General features: G+C 77.2%; 4 protein-coding genes. 1 reads left to right on the top strand and 3 read right to left on the bottom strand.

The features are described 5' to 3' along the window. The 3 genes from VER05_RS14050 to VER05_RS14040 form a co-directional block, all read right to left on the bottom strand. The coding region (locus VER05_RS14050; protein ID WP_324845957.1) for a hypothetical protein at positions 1 to 210 on the bottom strand (210 nt) is incomplete at its 3' end. A 113-nt stretch (positions 211 to 323) separates the two neighbouring features. Next, complete coding sequence (locus VER05_RS14045; RefSeq protein ID WP_324845956.1) at positions 324 to 551, bottom strand: hypothetical protein; 228 nt, start codon at positions 549 to 551, stop codon at positions 324 to 326. A 54-nt stretch (positions 552 to 605) separates the two neighbouring features. Continuing rightward, positions 606 to 1,013 (bottom strand): nitroreductase family deazaflavin-dependent oxidoreductase, encoded by a 408-nt coding sequence (locus VER05_RS14040; RefSeq protein ID WP_324845955.1) that lies wholly within the window; start codon positions 1,011 to 1,013, stop codon positions 606 to 608. A 198-nt stretch (positions 1,014 to 1,211) separates the two neighbouring features. Between VER05_RS14040 and VER05_RS14035 the strand changes: the two genes are divergently transcribed. Then, entirely contained in the window at positions 1,212 to 2,012 is an 801-nt protein-coding gene (locus VER05_RS14035) for a MerR family transcriptional regulator (RefSeq protein ID WP_324845954.1), read from the top strand. Positions 2,013 to 2,137: the final 125 nt, after the last annotated feature.

Genomic DNA, 2,137 nt, shown 5'->3' with positions numbered 1-2,137 from the left:
GACGGTCGCCACCTGCCAGCCCAGCGAGGCCGCGCGCAGCACGACCGCCACGAGCGCCAGGACCGGGCCGCCGATCAGCACGGCGGGCACGAGGGCGAGCAGCGGGACCCACAGGGCGACGTACCGGGTGTCGCCCGGGGTCCCGAGCTCGCCGGTGTGCGCCGCCGAGGCCAGGACCAGGGCCAGCACCGTGCCGGTGACCGATAGCACGAAGGCCAGCGGCCACACGGCGAGCAGACGACCCCAGCGGACGGTCGCACCGCGCGGCGGCACCCGCACGAGGCCCGGGACGTCGGCCCGGCGCACCGCTCCCCCGGCCCGGCTCACCCCGTCCCCGTGGCCCGCCGACGGCGCAGGTCGGCGGCGGCGCTCGCGAGGTAGCCCGCGCCGAGCAGCGCGAACAGCGCCACGGTGGCCGGCCCGACCCAGCCGCCGGGCTCCAGCGACCACCACCGGATCGCGGCGAACAGCAGCCAGAAGCCGCCGAGCCAGAACCCCGCCGCGGGCGTCCGGGTCATCTGCCACCACGGCTTCGTCGCTGCGGTCTCCATGCCGACGAGCCTAGCGACGCGGTCCCGGCCCGGGGCGCGGTTCCGCGAGCGGCGTCAGCGCGGGTCGAGCACCACGACCGGGATCTCCCGCGTCGTCTTCGCCTCGTACCCGGCGAAGCCCGGGTACTCGGCCTTCTGCTGCTCCCAGATCGCCGTGCGCTCCTCCCCCGACGCGACCCGCGCCAGGAACTCCCGCGTCGCGGTGCCGATCTCGGCCGAGACGCGTGGCTCCGCCACCAGGTTGTGGAACCACGCGGGGTTCACGTCCAGACCGGCGTACGAGGCGAACACGGCCACCCGGCCCTCGCCGAGGTCCCGGTACATCACCGGGTTCACGCGCTCCTGGCCGGTCTTCGCACCGACCGTGTGCAGCAGGAGCAGCGGCGCCCCCTCGAACCGGCCGCCGACCCTGCCGTCGTGGGCGCGGAACTCCTCGATGATGCTCGTGTTCCAGTCGTTCATGGGTGCCTCTCGCTCTCTCTCCAGTGCCAACAGCCCGGGCCGGGCGGGGCTTCCGCCCGGCCCCCGCCGACGGGGTCCCGCGGTGCTGCTGCAGTTCAGCAGGTCCACGCCGTCGGCGCCGAGCGGCGCGCGATGGTCCACTTCGATCCGTCCGGCCCGGTTGAACCTGCCCCTGGGGCAGGCCCTAGCGTCGGCGGCATGACCACGACGCACACCACCGGCCAGGTCGCCCGCGCGGCGGGCGTGAGCGAGAAGGCCGTCCGGCTCTACGCCGCCCGCGGCCTCCTGCCGGTCGCCCAGGACCCGCGCACGGGCCGGCGGGAGTTCTCCGACGACGCGCTCGACCGGGCGCGCGCGGTCGGGCTGCTCCGCGGGCTCGCGCTGCCGCTCGCGGACGTCGCGGCGGTGCTGGCAGCGGACGACCGGGTCGCCGCGTTCGACGCCGTCTGGGGCGAGCGGCGCGAGCGCCTGCGCGCGCTGACGGCGGCCGGCGAGCGGGCCCGCGCCGCGCTCGCCGCGGCGCCGCTCCGCGACCTGCCGGTGCGCCACCGCGACGTGCCGGAACGGCTGACGCTCGACCTGGAGCTGCGCGCCGCCCTGCCCGGCCTCCCCGCCGCGATCGCGACGGGCACCGGCACGCTCTTCGACACGCTGCGGCGCGCGGGGGTCGCCCTGGCGGGCCACCCGTTCGTGGCCTACCACGACCGCGCGACCGGTTCCGGCACGGCCCGGGTCTCCGTCCGCGTCCCGGTCGCGGGCTTGGTCCGCCCCGAGGCCGGCGCCCGGCTGTCGCTCGACCCCGCGCACCGCGAGGAGCTCGTGCCGCTCGACGACGCGCAGGCGCGCGACCAGGCGTACCTCGTCCGGGTGCACGACCACCTGTCCTCCGGCGCGTCGCGCGACGGTCGTCCCGCGGCGGGCGACAACCGCGAGGTGTACCTCCCGTCGTTCGGCACGGGCGCGCCCGGCCCGGTGCTGGAGGTCGTGGTCCCGGTCTGACGGGCGGGCCGCGGCTCCCGGGAAAAGCAGGCGACGACGCGGGGTCTTGTGGTGCATGCTCGACCGGGTGCGCCGCGCGAACCGCCGCGGCGCGGAGCAGCACGAGGAGTCCGCGGATGTCCGCA

It is taken from the genome of Cellulomonas sp. (genome assembly GCF_035634735.1).
In the GTDB taxonomy this organism is placed as follows: Bacteria; Actinomycetota; Actinomycetes; order Actinomycetales; family Cellulomonadaceae; genus Cellulomonas.
This window is presented reverse-complemented; position numbering and strand designations above follow the sequence as displayed.